Raw genomic sequence first — 16,221 nt, 5'->3', positions numbered from 1 at the left:
TTCAAATCTCACCGACCCCACCTTTTCTTCTGAACTGTTGCTTGCCATTTTATAGATCAACGATCCATACCTATGAGCAAGGCAGGAACTTCTGTTATGTATTCTATAGGTGAAGCTTTAGTTGGCGATGGTGCAGAACTTGCGCACATTGACCTGTTAGTAGGAGATAAAAACGGGCCGGTAGGAACTGCATTTGCAAATGCACTCTCCCAGCTCTCAGCAGGACACACACCACTCCTCGCAGTGATCCGACCAAACCTCCTGACGAAACCCGCAACAGTGATCATTCCGAAGGTGACCCTGAAACGGACCGAGCAGGTGAACGAGATGTTTGGGCCTGTGCAGGCAGCTGTTGCAAAGGCAGTTGCAGACAGCCTCGAAGAAGGCCTCTTCAAAGGTATCAATATCGATGATATCGTCATCATCGCAAGCGTCTACCTCTCACCTGATGCAAAAGACTACAACAAGATCTACCGGTTCAACTATGGTGCAATGAAACTCTCGCTCTCACGCGCCTTTGAACAGTTCCCGGATGAAGCAGTGATCCTCCATGAGAAGGACCGTGCAGCACACGGTGTAATGGGCTTCAAGGTCCAGCGCCTCTGGAACCCGCCGTACCTTCAGGTCGCCATGGATCTTGTGGACATGAACCATATGGCACGTGTCCTTACAGAACTGCCGAAGAACGACCATCTGATCATTGAAGCGGGAACACCCCTTATCAAACAGTTCGGCCTCTCAATCATCGGAGAGATCAGGAAACTGAGACCGGACGCATTCATCATCGCAGATCTGAAGACCCTCGACACAGGGAACCTTGAGACCCGGAAGTGTGCAAACGCATCAGCCGATGCAGTCGTCATCTCGGGTCTTGCACCCATATCGACTATCGAGAAGGCGGTTCTTGAAGCGCGGAAGACCGGCCTCTATGCAGTCATCGATATGCACAATGTCGAAAAGCCCGTTGCACTGATCGAGGCGCTCGCAAAGAAGAACGCACTCCCCCATGTCGTCGAGATGCACCGTGCAATCGACGCTGAAGGGAGCGAATATGCCTGGGGCGACATCCCGGCGATCAAAGAAGCAGCAGGCGGGAAGATCCTTGTTGCAACCGCTGGTGGTATCCGTGTGAATGTCGCGAAGAAGGCACTCGCAGCAGGTGCGGACATCCTCGTCGTCGGCCGTGCAATCACCGCAAGCAAGAACATCCAGCATGCGGCAGAAGAGTTCCTGGGAGAGATCGACTCAGAAGAGATCGACCAGTTCCGTATCATGACGGACTTCTAAAATCCTTTTTTTCCACCTACAATCTTTGAATAGAGATTTCCAACAAGGAAGAGATTCAGAAGAGTTTGATAAAAAAGGACACTCACCGGAGTTTAAGAGAAGAGAGGGATGTAATTCCCCCAAAATACCGTATATTACTCTTCTTTATACAATAGTTTCCCTAAAACGTCATGGAATTTTTTAGCTTTTTCATGTGTCAGATACAGCCGGGTTCCTCTTACATGCAATTCTCCATCGCGGATCGTTCCGGGGAGTTCCAAAAAATCAAATAATACATCGTTTTCTGACAAATTGATCAACACATGATTAGAATACCGAACAACATCAATATCCGGGGCTATGGGTTTATTGGGTTGTAAGAACTGGATAAAGGTTAATTTGTGTTGGATCTCTGGTTGTTTCTCTTCTGGTTTTGTGATTTTATTCTCTTCTTCCATTGCCTTCACTCCGAAAAATTTTATACTTCTGCCATTAGTATTATGTTAGATTTTTCAGTTTTATTTTTCTGTGTAGTGAATTGTGTTGATCCAATTGATTCCATATAGACTGGTGTATCTGAAGGTACAGCCGGAATCCAGCGATTAAAACTTTCGTGGTTAGTACTGATCGGGGGCAGGACAACCTCATATAAGGCATCCATTAACTTCAATCCGAATTTAGTCGTTTGATAGTAACTTCGTTCTCTGTTACCAATATCACTCAATAGCTCCACCCTTTTTGTGACGAGACCGCCAGCGACCAACGACTTAAGGATGGTATCGATTGTATTCGGATTTGCACCAAACTGCATTTTGATCTCATTAAAATATTTTTTACCTTCAAGAGTTAACGCGATATAAACAGCCCATTTCTTATCACTATTTAACTCCATTATAGCCTCACGCATTTCAATAGGCACACGGCTAAGATATTTTTTGGTCATTTCTTCATCCATATGCGACCCCTCACCTAAGTTAGGAAATCCTAACTACCAAGAATAGATTGTGAAATTATTTAAAATCACCGGATAAAATATCTGTAATATGAGATATCCCCCCAGTGCAATGCAAAATATCAACCAAAGACTTGCATTGCTAGAATCTTACAAAAAAGAGATTCGAATTGGGATTTTCGGTTCATTTTACAATTCACGGAAAGCTGATCTGGTCCGTTTAAGGGGTTTTTTGCGAGACTGTGGTTACACGCAGACAAGATTGTCTGAAGATCTTGATACCCGTACTGAAGAGGAACGCACAATCGACAACCCAATCAAAAATCGTGAATTAAGTATACGCCTTATTGATGAGAGCGACATACACATTTTTGTTTTGTGTATGAGAGAAGAGTCTGAGCCCATTAACTTAATCCAATCGGCTTCAATGGAATTGGAGCGTGTATGCACCCTTCGTGAGAAGGGTTATCTAACTGCAAATTATGTTGGAGTCTACCTTCAAAACCCATTACGGGACCAGGCTGGAGGTGTTTTCAAAGGGCTTGTCATGAAGATGGAGAATGATTGGGTAATTGAGGATTTTCTAGATATCGAAGATATATTTAAGCCCGCAATGCAGTTCTGTTATGGGTGTGTATGTGACATATATAATTTCTAACATACCAGCGCCACCACCCATTTCACACACCTTCCTGAACACCACAGAATTTGAACCCGAGATTGCTGGAATTAGTCACTCGCACAGTTGCGGGCTTGGTGGAAGATTTTTCGGTCTTGTCTGCTGAATATCACCGACAAACGCGATAATAACTCACCTCAATTCATAAAGAGGGTGTCTGAAATCCGGGATGCCGGTCTCAGAAAATAAGAACTCTATTCCCTCAACAACAAAAAAGCCAAGAGGGGAAATCCCCTTCACTTCACTCTTTAATCTCAACAAGTGTCACATCAAAGATGAGGGTCTTCCCAGCGAGTGGGTGATTTGCATCAAGCATCACCACATCATCGGTGATCTCGGTGATTCCGACTTCAATAACCTGATCTTCTCCAACCTGAACCTGGAACCGGTCTCCGACCTGAGGGGTGACATCGGATGGGAACTGGTCTTTCGGCACCGGGAAGACGATCTCGTCGTTTCGCTCGCCATATGCACGGTCTGCTGTGATCTCAATCCTCCGGGATTCTCCGGCAACCATGCCTTCGACACCCTGATCAAAACCCGGAATGACCTGACCTGCTCCAACTTCAAACTCCAGCGGTTCACGGTCAAGGGACGAGTCAAATACCTCACCATCTTCCAGTGTTCCAGTATAGTGGACTTTGACAAAGTCACCAATTGCTGCTGCTGTCATACCTCAAAACGTAAGGGTCGAGGGTATAAGAAAGATACGGATCTCAGAATCCATGAAGAAGAATAGATAATCTCTGAATGCATTCGTTCCTGTATGGAGAAGAATCCCCTTCAGATACAACAGATAACTGCTCACGACTACACATCCGCCCCATTTGAGATGGTGATCCTCCCACTCGGATCACTTGAAAGCCATGGTGGACATATGCCGCTTGGAACCGATGCCCTCACCGCCGCCATCCTCGCAGAAGAGGTGGCAGCACAGATCCCGGGAGCTGCGGTTCTCCCTGTCGTTCCTTATGGGGTATCCGAACACTATCGTGACTTCCCCTTCACCATCTCACTCCGGTTTGAGACCGAGATTGCGATCATCAAAGACATTCTGGAATCCCTCTACCGTGAGGGGATACGCAGGGTCTTCATCTTAAATGGTCATGACGGAAACATCGCTCCGATCGAAGTCGCAGCACGGAGCGTCAAGGTCGCGCATCCCGATATCAGGATCGTCTCACTCGGTGCATGGTGGGAGACGATCGGCCCCCTCCTCCCTGATGACTTCTTCGAGGTCTGGGGCGGTCTTGGTCATGGTGGTGAAGGAGAGATGTCAATTGGGCTTGCCCTCTTTGAAGAACTCTGTCAGCCCGAACATGCAAAGGGAAGAGTACCAAACCTCCCTGAGATCGGAGAGGTGAAATGGTGCTTCTCAGAAATTACCGATTGTGGAGCAACCGGAGATCCGACAAAAGGGAGCCGCGTGAAGGGACTGATTATGAAGAAGACACTTGTTGACGCAATTGTCGCAATGCTCACCCGATTAAACGAGAAGGACTGGCATTACGAATTATAATCAGGAACAGGGATACCGGGATTTAACAGGATCTCTTCACCACATCCATGAAGCGAGACCGCCCCGAGTGCCCCGATAACGCCCCTTCCGCCTGCCAGATGGATGCCATGCTCTTCTGCCATGGTTTTTGCATCTTCAATAGAGATCCGTTCGCTTCGAACCTGAGCACCATATGATCGGAGTGCAGTCGGGCGCGAGAGACCGACCTTCACGGCAATCCCCCATTCCGGAGATGCCGATTCACCTGCAACAAACGAGACGGCAGCATCGATGATCTCCTGGATCTGGTCCTCTTCTGCAGCAAACTCAATGAGACTACAGGAGTTGCCGGCAGTCTTCTCTTCTATTCCCGGCCAGAGCATCGCGACATGATGTGCAATCGGCATCACACCATCCATCTTACCGAGCCGTTCAAGAAGAGCATACGCGAGGGCGAATGTCGCTCCGTCCCCATCCGAATCGGTATCATCAACTCCGATTGCAACAAGCCGGAGCGCCTTTGTATAGACATCACCCTCAACGATATTTCCTCTCCGGTGCGTCCTGACATCAAGCACACCTTTTGCACGAGACATCATCTCGGTGAGTGAATAGGCAGGCCCTCCAAATGACCGGATCGTCTGGATGATCTGATCACCTTCCCGCCGAATTGAGACGACGCTGACAGCAGGGAGAGGAGATATCCCCACCTCTGCAGGCATACCACCAAGCAAACCCCGTTCTCTGAGAAGGGTACCGTCCCGGCGGACACTGGTGAGTGCACCACCGGCACGCCCATGATGATGTTTACAAAAAGATGCGCATCCGCTGCTCATACATTCATGATAGATCTCGATGAGATTGTCATCACAGGTGGTGAAGATCCGTTTGCAGATCGTCTGTGGGAGCGAACTACGGGCGATATAATGTGCCGGTTCCCTCCCTTTGCCGGGAGAATCAAGGATAATGCATTCATCTTCAATGAGACGATTGATCCAGTCCTGTGCGGTACTTCGTGGTATATCTATTGAATCAGCAATTCCGGAGATGGTAAAATACCCATCTTCCAGTGTGATGCGACGCATCAGGGAGAGAATTTTATTCCGTTTCTCAAGTACCCCGACCATGACAATCCCTGATAGAATTGAGATCAGCGAGGATGGCACTCGCTGTTGGAAGGGAACCTGCACCCCGTCCGATGAAGGTGACATGCCCCGCCAGATCACAACAGACCGATATCGCATTCAGCGTCCCATCGACGACAAGCGGGTGGTCGAGAGAGATGACGCGGGGAGAAACCCGCACCTGATGCTTCTCAGGGATGATCTCACCGATGAGTCGGATCGTTGACCCTTCGCTTTCGGCAAGATTGAGTGCCTCGACAGTGATCTGATCGATTCCGGTGATCTCGACATCCGAGAGTGCAATATTCATTCCCAGAAGTGTGTTTGCCATGATCACCAGTTTGATGGCGGTATCGATCCCTTTGACATCGTACGTCGGATCAGCCTCGGCATACCCGAGATCACGGGCCTCCTGAAGTGCCTGATGATACGTAAGCCCCTCATCCCTCATCCGTGTGAGAATATAGTTGCAGGTCCCGTTCAGGATTCCATGAAGCGACCTGATCCTGTTTCCGGCAAGACCGTGACGAAGCCCGTTCATCACCGGCACCGCACCAGCGACCGTTGCTTCGTACCCGAGTATCACACCTTTCTGATCGGCAAGAGCTTTCAGTTCAGTAAAGGCACAGGCGATCGGACCCTTATTTGAGGTGACGACATGCCTGCCCATACCAAGCACGGTTCTGATCGTCGAAAGGGCAGGCTCACCACCATCCGCATTCGTTGGTGAAACCTCAATAAGGATATCAAACTCCCCGAACCTGAGGATATCTGAGATCCCCAGCCCTTCTGTTCCACAGAGACCGGTCGTCTCCTTTCGTCTGAGCACTTCAGCCGGGTTCAGACCATTTTCGTCCATACATGCAGAACGCGAATCGGCAACCGCAGTCAGGGTGAAATCGGAATCAGATCCCACAAGCACCTGGGCAACCCCCCTGCCGACAGCCCCAAATCCGATGATTGCCACCCTCATTCCACACCCTCCAGAGGTTCGAGAACAAGAATATCCTTCTTCTTTGAGACATCATGCAGGATCGATACCGCCCGGCGCATATCTTCAGGGCAGACGGCCCGGATCGTGATCTTTGCCGTTGAAGGCTCATTTATCGCAGGCATCACCATATGAAGCTCAGACACCTCTGCATACCCGGTCCGGTCGATCTGATCGACGGTATCGCTGATGTCGGTATGCATCAGGTGTCCGATCATGATGAGAGATTGCTTCTGGAGGAGCCGCTCCTTTCCGATCCGGACAACTCCGCAGCCCCGCTCACGAAGAGTAGTAATCAGGGTATCAAGTTTCGTTTCAGCAAGTTCAAGGACAACATCAACCGTGAGTGTATTTTCAGAGGAGTTTGGATCGCGCTGATGGATGATCGTAATGATATTGCCTCCGATATCTGAGATCGGTTTTAATGCGGCGAGGAGTTGTCCCGGAGTATCCTTTAGCTCAAGCTTCATCGAAATCTGCACGTGATCACACCTGATTGTACCAATCGTCTGCTGGGGATAATAATGATTCGGATATCGAAAAAAAGGTTATTTCTTCGATCCCACAGCACCAACGACGATCGGAAGTGAATGTGCGATCTCAGCAAGCAGCTCTCCGGGAAGGCCCATCACCATCTCACCATCTGCAATTCCTGAAAACTTCCGTGAACCATCACAGCCAAGCGAGATATTCGGCTTTCCGCTCATATACACCGTAGCGGTCGCATCTGAACAGACAGACTGAATACCTGACATCTCCGCATGAAACCGTCCTCCAAGACGATAGAGAATACTCTGGGCCATCTTCAGCATCGATTTTGGTTCTGCAACAATCAGGACAACATGAGGCGAGAATGGCGTGGATTCAAGTGGTGAATAGAGTGTTGCATACGTCTCACCGGATGGAAGGTGGGGAACATGCTCTATTGTCCGGCGGCATGCGGCCCAGCTCTCGTATTTACCAAGGGCAAAGTAGAACTCACCGGATTTGAGGGAAGGGGTGCGTTCGCGGAGGCCGAGCGCCCATGCACCACCCATACACTGATGCTTCTCCTTTGTTGCATAGAAGGACTTCCCCTCTTTTCGTGCCAGTGAGACCATCTGGCAGTGCTTCATCTGTTCTGCCACCTCCTCCATACCGGCAGGGATCTGCTTCTCCGACCCGACCAGTTTAATGGCAACAGGGGATCCCAGTAATCCGAGTTCGCTCTTCAACACCGCAGCAATCGCTGCATAATCAAGATCAGATCGCATCTCATCCATAGTATTCACTCTCCATTTTGAGATACAGGACTCTATTCATTCATTCAAAGATAAAACTGATGATCAGAGACGTCTGAGTTTCTGCTCCACTTTTTCAAAGAAGTTCCGCTCAGTCTTGATGAAGAGGGCAGAGTGATCTGATCGGCTGACCGAGATCGATGCAGAAAGCCCAAGGGGTTGGGTCTCAACACCGTCGATCACAAGGTTTGCGGGTTTTCCGCTCTCAAGCCGGATCTCAATTATTCTGTCGGTCGAGATGAGATGGGGGCGTGACGAGAGCATATAGGGTGCTAATGGAACGATCAGCACTCCATCGATCCAGGGATCGATGATCGGCCCACCGGCACTCATCGCATATGCAGTCGATCCGGTCGGTGTTCCGATGATGATCCCATCAGCCCGATACGTCTCGGCGTCGACACCATCAATTAAAATTGAGAACCTGAGCATCTTGGCAGGGCGGGAGGTTACGATGAGTGCCTCGTTTAGAGCATCACCGATATGATCGCCATCGATCTCAAATGCAAGACGCATCCGTCTCTCAACAGAAAAGCCAGGCTGCAATGTGGTGAGGAAAGAGAGGGCATTATCCGGCTCGAGATCGGCGAGAAATCCGACCTCACCCCAGTTAATCCCGATGATCGGGATCTCCCCATTCATCTTTGAGACGGCCCTGAGCACGGTTCCGTCACCGCCGATCGTCACCACCACATCGACATGATCCGCTGCATCCTCAAGAGCAACTCCACCTCTTGTAAGCAGATCCCCGGTATTTTCTTCAAGAAGAGCCGTATGGCCCGCCGTTATGAGATCATCTGCAAGCCTGCCTGCAAATGCGACCGCATCAACGCGGTCAATCCGTGAAACAATGAGGTACCGCATCAGTCACCTGAGATATTCGATCACTTTCCGGTGGATCCCCGCGTTCGTTGCAACAACACATCTTCCAACAGTGACATCATCCGGGAAATGAACCGGACTCCCATCAAGTGATGAGACAAAACCTCCCGCCTCACTGCAGATCAGCATCCCCGCAGCAGCATCAATAATACGCAGTGTTCCTCTGAGATCAACAAAACCGTCGATCCTACCGCATCCGACATAACAGAGTTCAAGGGCAGATGCACCAAGCAACCGCCATCTACGGATCTTCTGGCCGAGCTGCATTGCCCGGTCCGGATCGAACTTCTTCCCATACAGGGAGAGCGCGCTCTCCTCCAGGAGTGAGACAGAAGAGACGGTGATCTGCTCTTCATCCAGATATGCACCACCACCCCTGATCGCATAGAACTCCTCTCCTGAGGCAAGGTCCTTGACAAAACCCTCCTGCATAATACCATCCTCCCCATACGCAATCGAGAGTGCATAGAATGGAATTCCTGCAACCGCATTATAGGTGCCATCGATAGGATCCAGATAAACAGTACCTTTCATCCCTGAAAGAAGAACCAGACCCGCCTCTTCGCTGAGTAAACGGCTGCCAATTCCACTCTCACGCAGATGACTGATGGCACAATTCTCGGCGACCTCATCGATCAGTTCGGTCGGAGTGTGATCGGCACCCATCCTGATCTCCTCCCCCCCCTGCTCTGTGCCGACGAGATCTCTGATCTGATCAGCCAGGTTTAGGGCTATGATTCGGCAGGCATTCAGAAAAGGTGTCTCTTCCATACTACGGTGTCTTTATGTTCTTCGGATTCAATAAATTAATCCTGCGAGAAGGACATTATGAAAGATCAGATAGAAGTTGGGAAACTGAAAGAAGGCCGTTACATGGTGGTCGATGACGAGCCATGTAAAATACAGAGCATCTCCATATCCAAACCGGGTAAACACGGGGCAGCAAAAGCACGGATCGATGCTGTTGGAATTTTTGATGGCGTAAAGCGTTCCGTCGTCTCACCGGTCTCCCAGAAGGTGTACGCACCGATCGTTGAGCGAAAGAGCGCGCAGGTGATCACCATCGCGGCAAATACGGTCCAGTTTATGGATATGAAGGAATTTACAAACTTTGAACTGACCCTCGACGATGCTCAGCTCAAAGAGGTTGAACCAGGAAAGGAAGTCCCGTATATCGAGTCTCTCGGTAAACGGAAGCTCGACATCTGAGTATGCAGCCCTTTTCAAACTCTCTTTTTGCGGATGCCGAAGCATCATATGACGATGCACACTATGTGATATTCGGCGTTCCCTATGACGGCACGACCTCTTACAAATCAGGTACACGCGCCGCTCCACATGCGATACGGGCAATATCCTATAACTTTGAACCCTATATGCCCGATTACGATATCGAACTGACCGACATTCCCTTTACCGACCTTGGAGACCTCTTTCCGGAGGTTGATCCTGCGATGGTGGTAGATCAGGTTGAAGATACCGTCGCTATGATACTCTCCGATGGAAAAGTGCCGGTGATGCTTGGAGGAGAGCATTCGGTTACAATCGGGGCAGTGCGTGCATGTATGCCGAAATGGTATATTGTCTGCGATGCTCACCTTGACTTTCAGGATGAATACCGGGGTTCACACTATAATCATGACTGTGTAACAGCACGGGTTGCAGACCTCGGGATCGAAAATATCATCATCATCGGTGCGCGGAGCGGGTCTAAAGAAGAGTTTGCCAGGGCGCGGGATCATCACCTCTACACATCAGAAGCAGTGCATGATCGCGGTATCAATGTGATCCTCGACGAGGTGAAGTCCCTCATCGGTAGTGATACCATATACCTCTCGATCGATGCGGATGCGATAGACTCGTGCCTGACACCGGGCCTTGGTACACCTGATCCCTTCGGTATCACTCATTGGGATCTCAGGTCCGTCATCAGGGCAGTCGCACCTCAGGCGATCGGATTCGATTATGTCGAGGTCCTCCCAAATGATCAGGAGCAGACCGCGGCAGTCGCCGCCAGAATGGTTCGTGAATTCATCGGGTGCCGTGAGCATTCATTGAAGAGAGGGTAAGAAAAGCCGATCATGAGATTTCTATCTACCATCTTTGCACGACAACACGATAGCAGATGGCATACCATGATCGAATCAAGACCTTTTTATTCTTCAAATACCTTCTAAGAGTGGTGTCTTGTGAGTATACGAGACTGGATTATCCCTAACGATTACATATTTTTTGATATCTTCGAGAAACTCGCAGATACAACCACTGAGGCAGGTCGTCTCCTCGTAGATCTTGTCGAAGACTATACCGATGTCGAAAATAAGGTAAAGGAGATTAAAAAGCTTGAACATCAGGGGGATGCACTTGCCCATAATGCCTATGCTGAGTTGAACAGGAGTTTCATCACTCCGCTTGAACCAGAAGAGATCTCCCGCCTGACAACAGCACTTGACGATATCCTTGATTACATCGACGGAACGGCGCATCAGATGCTGAACTATGGCCTTGATTCGACTGACAAATACATGAAGGAGTTTGCCAAACTGATTTATCTCTCAGCCGCAGAGGTGGCAGTCGCCGTCCGACAGATACGGAAGATAAAGGACCCAAAGATCCTTGAGCAGAAGTGCATCGAGATCAACCGGCTTGAGAATCTGGCCGATGATGTCCTGGCCCATGCAATAAAAGATCTCTTCCGGGGAGATGATGCTATCCGAATCCTTAAGTTCAAGGATATCTATGAGAACCTTGAAATGGCAACCGACAAATGTGAGGATGCAGCAAATGTCCTTGCAGATATAGCAATCCGGCATTCGTGAGCAGGTATGGAGCTCCTAATAATCGCTGGCATCATCCTGGCCCTTCTCTTTAACTTTGTGAATGGGCTCAATGATGCTGCCAACTCAATAGCGACGGTCATTGCGACAAAGGTGCTCACACCACTTCAGGCGGTAGGTCTTGCAGCATTCTTCAATATGGTCGGGCCGCTCCTCTTCACGACTGCTATTGCAAAGACTATAGGAAAAGGGATCGTTGATCCCTCAGTGTTAACCCCTTTTATCCTCGTCACCGGCCTCGTCGGGTCGGTCTTCTGGGTCTTCTTCTGTTCTCATTTTGGCGTTCCGGTCTCAAGCAGCCATTCACTCATCGGAGGGCTGATAGGTGCGGGGATTGGAGCTGCCGGATTCTATGCGGTGGTATGGCCGACATGGGAGACCATCGCCCTCTTCATAGAACTCGGGCTGATGGGTGCTGTGGTGGGAGCTGTACTCTTTGGGACCTTCGCATGCTTTTGCGGAGATAAAAAACCGATCTACTTCGGCCTCGGTGCGATGATCGGGTTTGCGATCACCATCCCTCTCATGATGCTCCTTGGGGTTATTGAGATCAAAGGCATTCTGGCAGTCATCATCTTCATCGTCATATCCCCAACACTCGGCTTCATCTCTGCATATGCCTTTGCAGCATTGATCATGCGGTACCTGAGTCATGCAAGCACCCCACGCAGGATGAACTATTATTTTAGAAAACTCCAGATCGTCTCGGCATCATTTCATGCAATCGGCCATGGAAGTAACGATGCCCAGAATGCAATGGGGATCATCACGGCAATTCTTGTCGCCGGAGGACTCCTCACCGAGTTTGAAGTTCCGCTCTGGGTGATCATCACCTCATGCGGAGCAATATCCCTTGGCACCCTCCTTGGAGGATGGAAAGTTATCGACAAACTGGCGAACCGGATCACACGAATTACACCCTACCAAGGCTTCTCGGCATCGACATCCGGAGGGCTTGTCCTCTCTGCGATGACGATTCTCGGCATCCCGGTCTCAACAACCCATGCGATGAGTGGCGCGATCATGGGTGTTGGGACAACACAAGGGTCAGCAGCTGTGCGTTGGGGTGTCGTCCGGGAGATCATCATCGCCTGGATCATCACCATACCGGCAGCCGCCATCGTCTCTTATATCTTCTTCTCTCTCGCTTCGCTTGTACCGTAATCACAGAGATCACGGATTATGCAGATATCGCATGCAGGTCGTCTGGCATCGCAGACCTCCCTGCCATGCCTGATCAGGACATAGGTGATCTCACCCCAGAGTGCCTGTGGGTAGAGCCGTATCAGGTCCTGTTCTATCTGGTTCGGATCTCGGGATAACGAGAGGCCGATCCTCTGCGAGAGGCGCCGGACATGTGTGTCAACGGCAACACCGGCATTAACCCGAAACGAGTGATGAAGAACGATGTTTGCAGTCTTTCGCCCAACTCCCGGGAGTGAAAGGAGTTCCTCCATCCGATTTGGCACCAGACCGGAGAAGCGCTCAACAATCACCAGGGCAGAACCGATGATGTGGCGCGCCTTGGTATGGTAAAATCCGGTCGGCCTGATGAGCTCCTCCACATCCTCAGGCTCTGCTCCTGCAAGGGCCTCCGGAGAGGGATATCGTTCAAAGAGGAGCGGAGCCACCCGGTTCACCGTCAGATCGGTGGTCTGGGCAGAGAGGATCGTCATCACAAGGCATTCGTACGGATTACTGAACGTGAGAAAATGTGTCTCTGTATGAGGATAGATCGAAAGAAGGCGTGAATATATCAGAAGAGCGGTTTTTGAATCCATCTGAAATGGGGTAGCGCAGATTTGAACTGCGGTCAAAGCGTCCCAAACGCTCTAGGATGGACCAGGCTACCCTACTACCCCGTGACCTTACTAGATTGTGGCTCTATCTAAAAATAGGTATCGTTTTTATCGCCACTCAGAGCGGAAAAACTTTCTCCGGACGCTCTGCAACGAGAGTTCCATTGAAGTTGCCATTCCGGAGCGCAAGCACGATATCTTCGGGTTTTCTTCCATCCATTACAGCAAATGGAATCCTGCTCCGCTCAACAATCTTCGCTGCCACAAGATCGACGATCATATTCGATCCGGCACCCATCCGCTCCTTCATGATGATCCGAATCAGATCCGTCGGGGTGATGGTCGAATACCTCTCTGCGGAGGAGTCTTTTCTTGGATCAGCAGAATATATCGCATCCACCGCTGTTGCATTCACAAGGAGATCTGCTCTCACCTCCTCGGCAAGGACTGCAGATACCGCATCGGTCGTCTGGCCGGGAGTAACCCCACCCATGACAACGATCTTCCCATGCAGGGCAGCCTCTTTCGCCTCACAATAGGATGTGACGACAGAGGGGTATGCCAGGTCGCCGAGTGCTGAGATCAACAGGAATGCATTGATCCGTGTCACCATAATGCCGAGTTCGTCTGCGGTACCTTCATCAATTCCGAGGCTTCGGCATACCGAGATATACCGTCGTGCCTCACCCCCTCCCCCACAGACGCAGAAGACGGAATAGTCCTTCACTATGTCCCGGAGCGCAGATACCCACGCACTGAGATGATGGGACTCAAGTGTGGGTACCAGAACCGATCCGCCGACCGAGATTACTACCTTCTTCATGTTACCTTAAACATTTCATCATGGATCACATATAATGCCGCATTACCGGATGGAGGAAAATACACGTGATACACGAGGATGAGAGAGTCGATGGTTCATTCCAAAATACCAAAGAACGAGGAGAGGTTGCACGATTATGGAGCAGAGAAGATGAAGCGATACGATGCCGCCTCTGCCCTCACGGATGCCTGATCAAAGAGGGGCGCCATGGCATCTGCGGGGTCAGGGAGAACCGGGAAGGGACGCTCATTCCGTTAACCTATGGGAAGATCGTATCCGAAGCTCTCGATCCAATCGAGAAGAAGCCACTCTTCCATTTCATGCCTGGAACGGTCACGTATTCTCTCGGAGGTGTCGGCTGCACCTTCCGGTGCAAACACTGCCAGAACTGGGAGATATCACAGGCAGGCATAACCGATCTTTCACTTCGCCGCCTCGCTCCGGAAGAAGGGGTTCGGCGGGCACTGGATCTGAGTGCAAAGAGCATCACCTGGACCTATAACGAACCTACGATCTGGCATGAATACGCCCTTGATATGGGGATGATTGCACAGAAGCGCTGGCTTAAGACGATCTATGTGACAAACGGGTATATCACCGAAGAAGCCCTGAATGAACTTGCGCCGATGCTATCGGCCTTCAGGGTGGACATCAAGGCGTTCAGCGACGACTTCTATCGATCAGTCTGCGGCGGCCGCCTCCAACCGGTCCTTGATGCAACGGTCCGCGCGCATGAACTCGGGATGCATATCGAGACGGTCACTCTGATCATTCCCGGACAAAACGATGATCCGGGCGAGATCGATTCCATGATCAGGTGGGTGATCGACAATCTCGGCCCGGAAACACCGATGCACTTCACCAGGTACCATCCCGACTACCAGATGAGCGAACCCCCGGCAACACCGATCGGCACCCTTGAAGCAATCTATGAACGGGCTCAGGAACTCGGGCTTCATTACCCATACCTCGGCAACATCCCGGGTTCTCCTTATGAGGATACGAAATGCCCCTCATGCGGTGCAATCCTGATCCGAAGACGGGGGTACCGGGCAGAGATAACCGGTCTTACACAGGATCGCTGTATCAGATGCAGGCAGAAGATACCAATCGTGCTCCCATGAATCCTGAACGAAAATTCCTCGGTGACCGGATGCTCGGTACCCTCACCCGCTACCTCCGGTTCCTCGGGTACGACTGTGAGAGTGCAGACACCCTTCCGTCAGGCAACCCTGGAGAAGATACGATGCTCCTTGCATGGGCAGAGAAGGAGGGGCGAATCCTCCTCACCCGTGACCGGGAACTCGCAGGACGTGCACGGGAGCATGGGATGTATATCAGGGAGAAAGATATCCTCGATCAGGTGAAGATGCTCCGGGAGCATGGACTCATCGATCTGAAGGTCCGCCTGATCCGCTGCTCCCTCTGCAACACACTCCTGAGAGGGGCAACAGATGAGGAGATCAGGGGTACGGATTATGCACCATCTGTTCCGGGAGATTTCATCTATCTCTGGTGCCCAACCTGCAGGCGGCTCTACTGGAATGGCACCCATAGCGAGAGCATTATCAGGAGGATCGATGATCTCAGTCAGCGATCTGAGAATGCCCCCTGATCACGCCAGAACTCATACTCTGATCTCCAGTCATCCTGATGAAATGATACAAGCTCGATCATCCTCTCCCGCATCATCCGGCGTTCCTCCTCCTGACCGGGATACCTCCTCCTCTCCAGGATAGCTGCTGCGAGATCGCCTCCAAGTGCTTCTGCCGCCGGAATCGCAGCATCAATCGCAGCCGGGTCACCCATTATATTCACGCCAAGAGAGCCAACAGTCACTCCGCCAAGCACCCTAATCACGCTGTTCTGATACTCAGCCACCTCTTCTGCATGAGAGCCGCCCGCAGTCGAGATGCTGCAGCCATACGTGCCGGTGAGCCGCTGGCAGTGAATTGCGTCAGCGAGCCGGTCAAAGAAGGTCTTCAGCTGTGCCGTCACCGAGTTGATATACACAGGGGATGAGAAGATGATCCCGTCAGCTGCGAGGAATAAAGAGTACAAGGCTTCAAAATCATCATCCAGAATGCAGG

General features: G+C 50.7%; 21 protein-coding genes and 1 tRNA gene. 9 read left to right on the top strand and 13 right to left on the bottom strand.

The window, feature by feature from the left end; genetic code table 11:
• The first annotated feature begins 96 nt into the window (after window positions 1-96).
• Entirely contained in the window at window positions 97-1,287 is a 1,191-nt protein-coding gene (locus Q7V06_RS01890; RefSeq protein ID WP_304837242.1) for a bifunctional 5,6,7,8-tetrahydromethanopterin hydro-lyase/3-hexulose-6-phosphate synthase, read from the top strand.
• 134 nt (window positions 1,288-1,421) lie between these two features.
• Here Q7V06_RS01890 and Q7V06_RS01885 read toward each other — a convergent pair whose 3' ends face one another.
• Together Q7V06_RS01885 and Q7V06_RS01880 are read right to left on the bottom strand one after the other, a co-directional pair.
• Entirely contained in the window at window positions 1,422-1,724 is a 303-nt protein-coding gene (locus tag Q7V06_RS01885; RefSeq protein WP_304837239.1) for a DUF3467 domain-containing protein, read from the bottom strand.
• Between the two features lie 20 nt (window positions 1,725-1,744).
• Complete coding sequence (locus Q7V06_RS01880) at window positions 1,745-2,221, bottom strand: hypothetical protein (protein ID WP_304837236.1); 477 nt, start codon at window positions 2,219-2,221, stop codon at window positions 1,745-1,747.
• 88 nt (window positions 2,222-2,309) lie between these two features.
• On the opposite strand from Q7V06_RS01880, the gene Q7V06_RS01875 reads away from it, so the two are divergent.
• Complete coding sequence (locus Q7V06_RS01875; RefSeq protein ID WP_304837233.1) at window positions 2,310-2,876, top strand: hypothetical protein; 567 nt, start codon at window positions 2,310-2,312, stop codon at window positions 2,874-2,876.
• Between the two features lie 262 nt (window positions 2,877-3,138).
• Here Q7V06_RS01875 and Q7V06_RS01870 read toward each other — a convergent pair whose 3' ends face one another.
• A complete protein-coding gene (locus Q7V06_RS01870; RefSeq protein WP_304837229.1) occupies window positions 3,139-3,570 on the bottom strand; it encodes a peptidylprolyl isomerase in 432 nt (143 codons plus the stop codon).
• Between the two features lie 93 nt (window positions 3,571-3,663).
• On the opposite strand from Q7V06_RS01870, the gene Q7V06_RS01865 reads away from it, so the two are divergent.
• Entirely contained in the window at window positions 3,664-4,416 is a 753-nt protein-coding gene (locus Q7V06_RS01865) for a creatininase family protein (RefSeq protein ID WP_304837226.1), read from the top strand.
• On the opposite strand, the gene Q7V06_RS01860 is transcribed toward Q7V06_RS01865, so the two are convergent.
• The 6 genes from Q7V06_RS01860 to Q7V06_RS01835 all read right to left on the bottom strand — a co-directional run bounded on the left by Q7V06_RS01860 (window position 4,404) and on the right by Q7V06_RS01835 (window position 9,443).
• On the bottom strand, window positions 4,404-5,522 hold the full coding sequence (locus tag Q7V06_RS01860) for a sugar-specific transcriptional regulator TrmB (protein WP_304837223.1): 1,119 nt from the start codon (window positions 5,520-5,522) through the stop codon (window positions 4,404-4,406). The genes Q7V06_RS01865 and Q7V06_RS01860 overlap by 13 nt on opposite strands.
• Complete coding sequence (locus Q7V06_RS01855) at window positions 5,506-6,492, bottom strand: homoserine dehydrogenase (RefSeq protein WP_304837221.1); 987 nt, start codon at window positions 6,490-6,492, stop codon at window positions 5,506-5,508. Before Q7V06_RS01855 ends, Q7V06_RS01860 begins: the two co-directional genes overlap by 17 nt.
• Window positions 6,489-6,980 (bottom strand): amino acid-binding protein, encoded by a 492-nt coding sequence (locus Q7V06_RS01850; RefSeq protein ID WP_304837219.1) that lies wholly within the window; start codon window positions 6,978-6,980, stop codon window positions 6,489-6,491. Before Q7V06_RS01850 ends, Q7V06_RS01855 begins: the two co-directional genes overlap by 4 nt.
• A 78-nt stretch (window positions 6,981-7,058) precedes the next feature.
• Entirely contained in the window at window positions 7,059-7,772 is a 714-nt protein-coding gene (locus Q7V06_RS01845; RefSeq protein ID WP_304837217.1) for a DUF169 domain-containing protein, read from the bottom strand.
• A 63-nt stretch (window positions 7,773-7,835) separates the two neighbouring features.
• Window positions 7,836-8,654 carry an NAD(+)/NADH kinase gene (locus Q7V06_RS01840; RefSeq protein ID WP_304837214.1) on the bottom strand — a complete coding sequence of 273 codons (819 nt, stop codon included), beginning with the start codon at window positions 8,652-8,654 and terminating at the stop codon, window positions 7,836-7,838.
• A 3-nt stretch (window positions 8,655-8,657) separates the two neighbouring features.
• Window positions 8,658-9,443 carry a bifunctional fructose-bisphosphatase/inositol-phosphate phosphatase gene (locus tag Q7V06_RS01835; protein ID WP_304837211.1) on the bottom strand — a complete coding sequence of 262 codons (786 nt, stop codon included), beginning with the start codon at window positions 9,441-9,443 and terminating at the stop codon, window positions 8,658-8,660.
• A gap of 57 nt (window positions 9,444-9,500) precedes the next feature.
• On the opposite strand from Q7V06_RS01835, the gene Q7V06_RS01830 reads away from it, so the two are divergent.
• The 4 genes from Q7V06_RS01830 (at window position 9,501) to Q7V06_RS01815 (ending at window position 12,673) form a co-directional block, all read left to right on the top strand.
• On the top strand, window positions 9,501-9,881 hold the full coding sequence (locus Q7V06_RS01830; RefSeq protein WP_304837209.1) for a translation initiation factor IF-5A: 381 nt from the start codon (window positions 9,501-9,503) through the stop codon (window positions 9,879-9,881).
• A 2-nt stretch (window positions 9,882-9,883) separates the two neighbouring features.
• Complete coding sequence (speB, locus tag Q7V06_RS01825) at window positions 9,884-10,741, top strand: agmatinase (RefSeq protein WP_304837206.1); 858 nt, start codon at window positions 9,884-9,886, stop codon at window positions 10,739-10,741.
• A 120-nt stretch (window positions 10,742-10,861) separates the two neighbouring features.
• Window positions 10,862-11,491, top strand: a complete 630-nt coding sequence (locus Q7V06_RS01820) for a DUF47 domain-containing protein (RefSeq protein WP_304837203.1) — start codon at window positions 10,862-10,864, stop codon at window positions 11,489-11,491.
• A 6-nt stretch (window positions 11,492-11,497) separates the two neighbouring features.
• The gene (locus tag Q7V06_RS01815; protein ID WP_304837200.1) at window positions 11,498-12,673 is read left to right on the top strand and encodes an inorganic phosphate transporter; all 1,176 of its coding nucleotides are present in this window, start codon (window positions 11,498-11,500) and stop codon (window positions 12,671-12,673) included.
• Here the strand turns inward: Q7V06_RS01815 and nth are convergent.
• From nth to pyrH, 3 genes are all read right to left on the bottom strand, one after another.
• Window positions 12,637-13,290, bottom strand: coding sequence for an endonuclease III (nth, locus tag Q7V06_RS01810; RefSeq protein WP_304837198.1), 654 nt, complete (start codon window positions 13,288-13,290; stop codon window positions 12,637-12,639). The genes Q7V06_RS01815 and nth overlap by 37 nt on opposite strands.
• Before the next feature lie 6 nt (window positions 13,291-13,296).
• A tRNA-Pro gene (locus Q7V06_RS01805) sits at window positions 13,297-13,371 on the bottom strand.
• 55 nt (window positions 13,372-13,426) lie between these two features.
• A complete protein-coding gene (gene pyrH / locus Q7V06_RS01800; protein ID WP_304837195.1) occupies window positions 13,427-14,131 on the bottom strand; it encodes a UMP kinase in 705 nt (234 codons plus the stop codon).
• Window positions 14,132-14,199: 68 nt separating this feature from the next.
• Here pyrH and amrS point away from each other — a divergent pair, with 68 nt between their 5' ends.
• Entirely contained in the window at window positions 14,200-15,255 is a 1,056-nt protein-coding gene (gene amrS / locus Q7V06_RS01795) for an AmmeMemoRadiSam system radical SAM enzyme (RefSeq protein ID WP_304837245.1), read from the top strand.
• On the top strand, window positions 15,222-15,746 hold the full coding sequence (locus Q7V06_RS01790; RefSeq protein WP_304837192.1) for a Mut7-C RNAse domain-containing protein: 525 nt from the start codon (window positions 15,222-15,224) through the stop codon (window positions 15,744-15,746). Before amrS ends, Q7V06_RS01790 begins: the two co-directional genes overlap by 34 nt.
• On the opposite strand, the gene Q7V06_RS01785 is transcribed toward Q7V06_RS01790, so the two are convergent.
• A partial coding sequence (locus tag Q7V06_RS01785; RefSeq protein WP_304837189.1) for a flavodoxin family protein occupies window positions 15,722-16,221 on the bottom strand: 500 nt, incomplete at its 5' end. The genes Q7V06_RS01790 and Q7V06_RS01785 overlap by 25 nt on opposite strands.

Origin of the sequence: Methanocalculus sp. (assembly GCF_030651615.1) — an archaeon.
GTDB lineage: Archaea > Halobacteriota > Methanomicrobia > Methanomicrobiales > Methanocorpusculaceae > Methanocalculus.
Note: the sequence above shows the minus strand (reverse complement) of the source record. Positions and strands in the feature narration are given on the sequence as shown.

Excerpts from the sequence above, each read along its gene's own strand:
- Q7V06_RS01830 (WP_304837209.1), top strand. The coding sequence starts at position 9,501 with ATGAAAGATCAGATAGAAGTTGGGAAACTGAAAGAAGGCCGTTACATG.
- Q7V06_RS01850 (WP_304837219.1), bottom strand. The coding sequence starts at position 6,980 with ATGAAGCTTGAGCTAAAGGATACTCCGGGACAACTCCTCGCCGCATTA.
- Q7V06_RS01865 (WP_304837226.1), top strand. The coding sequence starts at position 3,664 with ATGGAGAAGAATCCCCTTCAGATACAACAGATAACTGCTCACGACTAC.
- Q7V06_RS01890 (WP_304837242.1), top strand. The coding sequence starts at position 97 with ATGTATTCTATAGGTGAAGCTTTAGTTGGCGATGGTGCAGAACTTGCG.
- Q7V06_RS01835 (WP_304837211.1), bottom strand. The coding sequence starts at position 9,443 with ATGGAAGAGACACCTTTTCTGAATGCCTGCCGAATCATAGCCCTAAAC.
- speB (WP_304837206.1), top strand. The coding sequence starts at position 9,884 with ATGCAGCCCTTTTCAAACTCTCTTTTTGCGGATGCCGAAGCATCATAT.
- Q7V06_RS01790 (WP_304837192.1), top strand. The coding sequence starts at position 15,222 with ATGCAGGCAGAAGATACCAATCGTGCTCCCATGAATCCTGAACGAAAA.
- Q7V06_RS01885 (WP_304837239.1), bottom strand. The coding sequence starts at position 1,724 with ATGGAAGAAGAGAATAAAATCACAAAACCAGAAGAGAAACAACCAGAG.
- Q7V06_RS01880 (WP_304837236.1), bottom strand. The coding sequence starts at position 2,221 with ATGGATGAAGAAATGACCAAAAAATATCTTAGCCGTGTGCCTATTGAA.
- Q7V06_RS01860 (WP_304837223.1), bottom strand. The coding sequence starts at position 5,522 with ATGGTCGGGGTACTTGAGAAACGGAATAAAATTCTCTCCCTGATGCGT.
- pyrH (WP_304837195.1), bottom strand. The coding sequence starts at position 14,131 with ATGAAGAAGGTAGTAATCTCGGTCGGCGGATCGGTTCTGGTACCCACA.
- Q7V06_RS01845 (WP_304837217.1), bottom strand. The coding sequence starts at position 7,772 with ATGGATGAGATGCGATCTGATCTTGATTATGCAGCGATTGCTGCGGTG.
- Q7V06_RS01870 (WP_304837229.1), bottom strand. The coding sequence starts at position 3,570 with ATGACAGCAGCAGCAATTGGTGACTTTGTCAAAGTCCACTATACTGGA.
- Q7V06_RS01815 (WP_304837200.1), top strand. The coding sequence starts at position 11,498 with ATGGAGCTCCTAATAATCGCTGGCATCATCCTGGCCCTTCTCTTTAAC.
- Q7V06_RS01840 (WP_304837214.1), bottom strand. The coding sequence starts at position 8,654 with ATGCGGTACCTCATTGTTTCACGGATTGACCGCGTTGATGCGGTCGCA.
- Q7V06_RS01855 (WP_304837221.1), bottom strand. The coding sequence starts at position 6,492 with ATGAGGGTGGCAATCATCGGATTTGGGGCTGTCGGCAGGGGGGTTGCC.
- nth (WP_304837198.1), bottom strand. The coding sequence starts at position 13,290 with ATGGATTCAAAAACCGCTCTTCTGATATATTCACGCCTTCTTTCGATC.
- Q7V06_RS01875 (WP_304837233.1), top strand. The coding sequence starts at position 2,310 with ATGAGATATCCCCCCAGTGCAATGCAAAATATCAACCAAAGACTTGCA.